This window comes from Bifidobacterium vansinderenii, from assembly GCF_002234915.1.
Classification (GTDB): Bacteria; Actinomycetota; Actinomycetes; order Actinomycetales; family Bifidobacteriaceae; genus Galliscardovia; species Galliscardovia vansinderenii.
In genome coordinates this window covers 1-5,617 of record NZ_NEWD01000042.1, presented here as the reverse complement: position 1 = coordinate 5,617, position 5,617 = coordinate 1, and the positions used below count along the sequence as shown (strand labels likewise).

Below are 5,617 nucleotides of genomic sequence, written 5' to 3'. Positions count from 1 at the left end.
CGTCGGAGAGCCTGCGCCGGATGTAGTCGAGCAGGCCGGGCACCGCACGCACCTTCGCGGTCTTGGGCCTCGAACGACGTCCGGCGCTCATCCGCTGGGCCCGGTTCGGCTCATACTCGCCGGTGGATGGATTCGTGTTGCGCGCGAGCTCCCGGGACACGGTCGACGCGGGACGTCCGAGCCGTCTGGCGATCTCGCGCACGCCCATGCCGGCATGCCGCCAATCGGCGATGCTGATGCGACTCTCCAGATCCAGGAACCGTGGGCTGATCGTCTTCGACTCATGCATGACGGGAGCATACCGGATCACCACGGACGGCTGCACACGACGACCGCCGCTGGCGCCCCCGTTACGCCATACCTTGCCCGTACGCTTCGAGACCCCGACCGCTCTCGCGGCCTGCGTGTAGTTCATCCCGCCGGCTATGAGCTCCACGTACCGATCCCGACGCGCCTTGCACATCTCGCCACGAGTCGCGTACCCAACACCATCGAACACCCACCTGCCCACCCGAAATCTCCTCCCGGATCACCAGGTGTTGCAACGATCACTAGAACCCGCGCTGTCGGCGCAGCCGACTGAGGGGGAGGGGACAAGCCCTTCGACCTCAGGTCATGCCCAATCAGAGCCAAAGACCGGCTCTCGCCAATCTTCCTCTTGTCCTTACAGCTCCTCCGGCCGCACCCCCTCATCGATCACCCGGTGCAGCTTCCTCTCCAACTCCGCCGCCTTGGCCTTCGCCTTCGGCACGTCCAGCGGTCGGTCCTCGTCGTAGTACTCGATGTACGGGCGGATCCTCTCACGGAATCCGGCGTCATCGCACGCCCACAGCACGGTGTCGTCGCCGTCGAACGTGGCCTTGTGCTGGATGTACGAGCCCGTGGTCACCGGCAGTACGGTATCCGTACGCTCCTCAACGATCGCAAACACGCCGGGCACGCCCCTAGCCGGGTCGTCGGTGAGCAGCCCACGCTTGGCCAGCACGCTCTCGGCATAGGAATCCGTGGAGTACTGGTACTTGATGGCGCCGGTCTCCCCGTTCCACAGCGCCCACAGCTTGGGATTCATGAACCCGCGCTTCTCGAATCCGCGAGCGAACTCCGGATCCCATGCAACCGCGCCGTCGTCCGGATTGTAGAAGCTGAACCGGCCCTCCTCGTCGTGTTCCTTGTCCCAATGCACCTCCATGAGTTCCATAGAGAAGCCATCGAACTTCGTGAAGTGTTTCACGTGAAACACACCATGGCCAAGATCCAGTCCATCCAGCCACTGCTGCAGATCCTCCGCCGTGGTCGCGGGCATCATGCGCAGATCGTCGTAGCTGCCGCGATAGACCTGCCCGCCGATCTTCTTCAGCTCCGCATCCAGATCGGCGTCCGACATCTCGTCGGCAAGCTCGTTCAGGCTCGGCGCACTCGGATCATGCGCCGAATCGCCGCGTTCCCCGTCTGCCTGATCCTGCTCGAACCGGCCGAAACTGGCCGCATGCTCAAGCGCCACCTGCTTGATCTCCTCACGTGTGCGCGCCTTCCTCATACCGGGGCACGTCCTGAGATGATCCAGCTTCAGACCAAGGCTGATGATGTAGTGCCGCAGACAGTACTTCGACGTGTGATCGTACTTGCAATTCGGATCGTTGCAATACTCCAGAATGTAGCCGTCGCACAGTTCGGTGCAGAACCCGTCATCCCACTGGCAGGTGGTGTCGTTGCCGCCGCCGTCAAAGAAATCCGGAAGATCCGGGTCATCGAAATCGTTCTGCGGTGTCACCTCGTCCACATGCAGATCCAGTGCGGTATCGGTATCCGTCGCGCTCGCCGTCGTCGTGATATTGTTCATGATCATTCTCGTTCCTTCCTCCGTCATTGTCCCGCCGTCCACGTCGGCGGCTCAGATAATTCCATTGTCGTCTTGAAAATCAAAGGTGGTGGAATACTGCCTACCTGCGCGTTTCGCGCGTACCATCGCAGATATGGCTGCATATTCCAAGAATGCAATCGTCGAGATCTTCGAACTGCTGTGGCGTGAGACCGACGATGCCCATGGCCTGACCGCCAACGAGATCGTCGAACGTCTTGAGGAGCATCATCGAGAACACGGGGATGACGGCTACAAGGCGCCATCCAATCGTACGGTGCGCGAGCAGCTGTACTGGCTGAAGGACAATCCGGTCCTCGGCCGTTCGGTGGGACGCATCGATCAGTCGGCGCTGCCCGAGTTGCGCAGACGCTGTGCCGATCCGCAGCCCGGCTGGTATATGGAACCGTATCTGAGCGCTTCCGAAATGCGTCTGCTCGCCGATAGCCTTATGCTGTCCCGGCTTAGCGAGGACACCTTGGGTGATCTTGAGGACAAGATCGCGGCGCTGTCCGGCGGGCGCGAAGGGTATCCCCGCGAGGCCAGTCACATCGACGCGTTCGAACACTACAACAGTGATTTTCTCCATACCATCGAGGGGGTGGATCGCGCCATCCACGAGGGCCGCGCCGCGCAACCGCCGGACGAGCTGATTCCGCGATTCCCGAATGGTCGTGCGGTGAGATTCCAGTACTGCGACTATATGCTCGGTGGCGCACTGGAGCCACGCCGTCGGCGTGACGGCAGCATCCGCTGGTACACGCTTGACCCATATCGTCTGGTGTACAAGACCGGCCGATACTATCTGGTCGGCTATCTGCACCATAAGCATCATGCCGGCGCCGAGCCGCACGACGAGAACCTGACCTGCTTCATCGCCGATCGCATTCGTGATCTGCATGTGCTCGATCCCGTCAGGACTCCGGTGGCGCATACGCTCGATCGATGGCGTGCCGACGGTACATTGCGAGACGATGACGAGCCGTCGGATCCGAATGATGTGCTTGATCCGGTTGAGTACGTGCGTCAGCGTCCGTATTTCGTCACAGGCGAGGCGGTGCCCATCACTATGGTGGTGCGGCGCGGCATGCTGGGGACGGTGTATGAGTGGTTCGATGCCCCCGACGTCAGTGATTCCGGTCAATGCGATGACGAGGGCAATCCCATGTACGAGGTCGTGGTTCGCTGTCCGGAACTGTCCATGATGTGGTGGACGCTGCAGTATTCGACGGGCGGCGACGTGATAGTTCTCTCCCCGCAGAGTCTGCGCCAGTCCTTGTATGAAGCCGGCCAGCGACTCATCCGTCAGTACCGGCCCAAGTAGCCGTTTCCCGATTGTGATTATGGGGATTGCCGCCTATTGCGGTGCAAGCTCTCCCTACAGTCACGCGAAGCCAACAATCAAGACGGTTTCCCCATGTGCTCCCTCCATGGGAGGGAGCTGTCAGCCGACGGCTGACTGAGGGAGGGCTCAAGCTCCGGAAAGGCTCAGCCCTCGCAAAGCCTCAGTGCTCTACTCCTCCGCGATCGCCTTCACGTACTCCTTTGCCGCCTGATCCAGCTCCTCGTCGGTGATCGCCGACGTATTCTGCACCAGGAACGGCTCGCGCCACGTCAGATCCACGCGGAACGCCATCAGTTCGAACGGGCTGAGCAGTTCGTTCATGGTGCGCTTGTATTCGCCGTCCTTCTGATAGCGCGATGCCGGCGAACCGGTCGACACGGCCAGCTGCAGCGTCTTGCCGTCGAGCGCGTTGCCGCCTGCGTACGCCCAGCCCGGCGTCAGGATGGCGTCCTCCCACTGCTTGAGCAGTGCGGGGGAGCTGTACCAATAGAACGGGAACTGCAGCACGATGTGGTCATGCTGCTCGATGAAGGCGTGCTCGGCCTCGACGTCGACCTTGAAATCCGGGTACAGTGCGTACTCGTCGCGCACGTCCACGCCTGCGGGGTTCTGCTTGGCGAGTTCGTCGAGCAGGCGACGGTTGACCTTGGAGGCTTCGTAATTCGGGTGGAACAGCAGTACTGCAGTGGACATGATGACTCCTTATGCGTTATAGGGGAGCGGATATCGGCGGGATTGACGGTCGATGTGCATCGGTATGAGACTCCGACGTTTCATGTGGAACGCCATCGTCTGTTCTCACGGTGGATGCGCCGGCCCTTCACCCCCTCGAAAAGCAGTGTAATGCCGACTTGTTGTCAACGATCGTTTTCGTCCGACATGCAAGTTGTGCCCCGCCGCCGGGGCTCTATCGGCAACGCTGCACGGTTCGTTAATTGTGTAGAAAATGTAATGAGACTCGCCGTGTCGTAGACGTATGTACCGAGGACGGTGTATGTTCTCTTTCTGTTGCCTTTCAAGGTGACATGCGGACATAGCTTAGTTGGTAAAGCGCGACCTTGCCAAGGTCGAGACCGCGGGTTCGAGTCCCGTTGTCCGCTCGCGTCGGGTGATTGGCGCAGCGGCTAGCGCACTTCCTTCACACGGAAGGGGTCGTAGGTTCGATTCCTACATCACCCACGAGTCGCGGTTCCGATCGCGATTGCAATAACTCAATACGGGGCTATGGCGCAGCTGGTAGCGCATCTCCATGGCATGGAGGGGGTCAGGGGTTCGAATCCCCTTAGCTCCACGGACAAGGTCCGGGTCGAAAGACTCGGGCCTTTTTTGTTTTCCCGGATGACGTCGTGTGGTCGAGCTCGACGCGTTCACACGATTCCCTCCGATGACGGCCGGTCTGCGTCGATGAGGATTGCGGCTTCGTCCTCTTACGATCATCCGGAGTATGTGAACCGATGGACTGTATGTAGTGATGTGCGACGAGTGGATCGTAAATGGGATTAGATGTGGAGGGCTTCGTTTGTTGACGGCGGCCGGCTCGCCCGGCCTGCCGCCGTCTTGCATGATCGGTCGCATTGTGTCCGTCTCATCGTTTGCCTGTTGGCGACGGCCTCGGCTTGGTCGTTGAACCGGGGGTGAACGAGGGTTGTCGGGGCGACGGCGGGGGAATGACGGTTCTTCTGCAGTGGTGTTTTGGGGAAATATTCCTGTCTAGACTAGAGATAGACGTGATTTCATGCTTTTGCGACACGCCGAGCGAAGCTTGTGTTTTCAACGGTTTTGCTCTGTTTTGCTGTGCCCGGGTTGCGGGCCGGTGGGTTCTTGTGTATGTTTATCTTTTGCTGCCCGGCACGGATGGTTCAGGTTGTGGTCTGAGTCGCTTGCCTGTGTGGTGGTGGTTTGAGAACTCAAGAGCGTGTTTTGTACTACTAAGTTTTGATTGCCAGTCCGGCCATGGCTCCCGTTTGTGGAGTGTCCCGAGAGGGGCTGTGATTGTGGTCGGGTTTTTTGGAAGGATTGTGCGAGCATTGGCCGGGGTTTCCTGGTTGGTGTTTTGTCTGTCTTTTTCTTTTCTTTTTTTCGAGTCATGTTTTTTGGCTCTTCATGAAGGTTTTTTTGTGGAGGGTTTGATTCTGGCTCAGGACGAACGCTGGCGGCGTGCTTAACACATGCAAGTCGAACGGGATCCTGCCAGCTTGCTGGCGGGTGAGAGTGGCGAACGGGTGAGTAATGCGTGACCAACCTGCCCCGTACTCCGGAATAGCTCCTGGAAACGGGTGGTAATGCCGGATGCTCCGCGCCTCTGCATGGGGGTGTGGGAAAGGGTTTTACTGGTATGGGATGGGGTCGCGTCCTATCAGCTTGATGGTGGGGTAATGGCCCACCATGGCTTCGACGGGTAGCCGGCCTGAGAG

At 59.8% G+C, this 5,617-nt stretch carries 4 protein-coding genes, 3 tRNA genes and 1 rRNA gene; 5 read left to right on the top strand and 3 right to left on the bottom strand.

The genetic code is table 11. The features are described 5' to 3' along the window. Together Tam10B_RS12225 and Tam10B_RS12220 are read right to left on the bottom strand one after the other, a co-directional pair. Nucleotides 1-463, bottom strand: a 463-nt coding sequence (locus Tam10B_RS12225; protein ID WP_456297855.1) for a helix-turn-helix domain-containing protein, incomplete at its 3' end; no start/stop codon positions are given. A 201-nt stretch (nucleotides 464-664) separates the two neighbouring features. Further along, a complete protein-coding gene (locus Tam10B_RS12220; RefSeq protein ID WP_093961519.1) occupies nucleotides 665-1,846 on the bottom strand; it encodes a hypothetical protein in 1,182 nt (393 codons plus the stop codon). A gap of 127 nt (nucleotides 1,847-1,973) precedes the next feature. Between Tam10B_RS12220 and Tam10B_RS12215 the strand changes: the two genes are divergently transcribed. Next, nucleotides 1,974-3,182 (top strand): helix-turn-helix transcriptional regulator, encoded by a 1,209-nt coding sequence (locus Tam10B_RS12215; protein WP_093961518.1) that lies wholly within the window; start codon nucleotides 1,974-1,976, stop codon nucleotides 3,180-3,182. Nucleotides 3,183-3,371: 189 nt separating this feature from the next. Here the strand turns inward: Tam10B_RS12215 and Tam10B_RS12210 are convergent, their stop codons facing one another. Further along, nucleotides 3,372-3,896, bottom strand: a complete 525-nt coding sequence (locus Tam10B_RS12210; protein ID WP_093961517.1) for an NAD(P)H-dependent oxidoreductase — start codon at nucleotides 3,894-3,896, stop codon at nucleotides 3,372-3,374. A gap of 334 nt (nucleotides 3,897-4,230) precedes the next feature. Between Tam10B_RS12210 and Tam10B_RS12205 the strand changes: the two genes are divergently transcribed. The 4 genes from Tam10B_RS12205 to Tam10B_RS12190 form a co-directional block, all read left to right on the top strand. After that, nucleotides 4,231-4,303, top strand: a tRNA-Gly gene (locus Tam10B_RS12205). Nucleotides 4,304-4,309: 6 nt separating this feature from the next. Continuing rightward, nucleotides 4,310-4,382 (top strand) — tRNA-Val (locus tag Tam10B_RS12200). Between the two features lie 39 nt (nucleotides 4,383-4,421). After that, nucleotides 4,422-4,494, top strand: a tRNA-Ala gene (locus Tam10B_RS12195). 823 nt (nucleotides 4,495-5,317) lie between these two features. Then, a 16S ribosomal RNA gene (locus Tam10B_RS12190) occupies nucleotides 5,318-5,617 on the top strand; the annotation flags it as partial.

What these genes read in the sequence shown, in the direction of transcription:
- Tam10B_RS12220 (WP_093961519.1), bottom strand. Translation starts at nt 1,846, where the DNA reads ATGATCATGAACAATATCACGACGACGGCGAGCGCGACGGATACCGAT.
- Tam10B_RS12215 (WP_093961518.1), top strand. Translation starts at nt 1,974, where the DNA reads ATGGCTGCATATTCCAAGAATGCAATCGTCGAGATCTTCGAACTGCTG.
- Tam10B_RS12210 (WP_093961517.1), bottom strand. Translation starts at nt 3,896, where the DNA reads ATGTCCACTGCAGTACTGCTGTTCCACCCGAATTACGAAGCCTCCAAG.